Raw genomic sequence first — 758 nt, 5'->3', positions numbered from 1 at the left:
CGAATCAGCTTGCACATCATCTGGACTTTGCGCAATACTCCAGGTATAATCAGCTAAATTTCGGATATTAGCCTTTTCTGTGCTTTTTTCAAATTTACCATTTTTCTTATTAACCTTTTTTACTTCTGGAGCGTTCATAATCGCTACAGACTGTCCTAAAGGATTAGAAGCTTTTTCGTCACCAGCTACTTTAATATCCCCAGCGTAAGTATTTACATTGAAATTCGCATTTGCCATCCAGTCACTAATCAAATTCAATGAAACACCTTGGTCAAAAGCAACTGCATCACCATTGATTGTAGTAAAGTTATCTGAAGGGTTTTTTAGCTTTGCATAAGCATATCCGTTTCGATTAATGTTTTTGATTGTAGCTTTCCCAAGAGGTGTGTATGGTGCATATCTACTATCCACATAGTCTGTTTCAGATGTTGCATACGGACTCTGTCCTTGACCTCCGCCAGTTGGTGACAAATTGCTGTTTGCGACCCAATAGCGATCATTAATCAAATACTCGTCTGCCACGCCACCATTATATTTAACAGTGTCTAAGGTCGTTAGGAAGTCTCTAATCAAATAACCCGTTGCCAAAGAGCAAAGTGGCAAAATGACGAATACAGGTAATATGCGATCGAACCATTTCTGACTCGGCTCCAAAACAGCTCTGCTATTTACTCCTCTTTGGGAAATATTCCTCATTAACCTAAAGGCAAAAGCTGCTGTAATGAAAATAAAGGTAAAGGAAAAGAATGTTCTTAAAG

1 protein-coding gene is annotated in these 758 nt (G+C 38.5%); it reads right to left on the bottom strand.

The annotated features are described in order from the left end of the window. Positions 1-758: hypothetical protein (locus K4I03_RS12435; RefSeq protein WP_227965660.1), on the bottom strand; the 758-nt coding region annotated here is incomplete at both ends.

This window comes from Streptococcus sanguinis, assembly GCF_020729725.1.
Lineage (GTDB): Bacteria > Bacillota > Bacilli > Lactobacillales > Streptococcaceae > Streptococcus > Streptococcus sanguinis_V.
The sequence above is the reverse complement of the archived record's forward strand: the minus strand, read 5'-3'. Positions and strand labels throughout refer to the sequence as shown.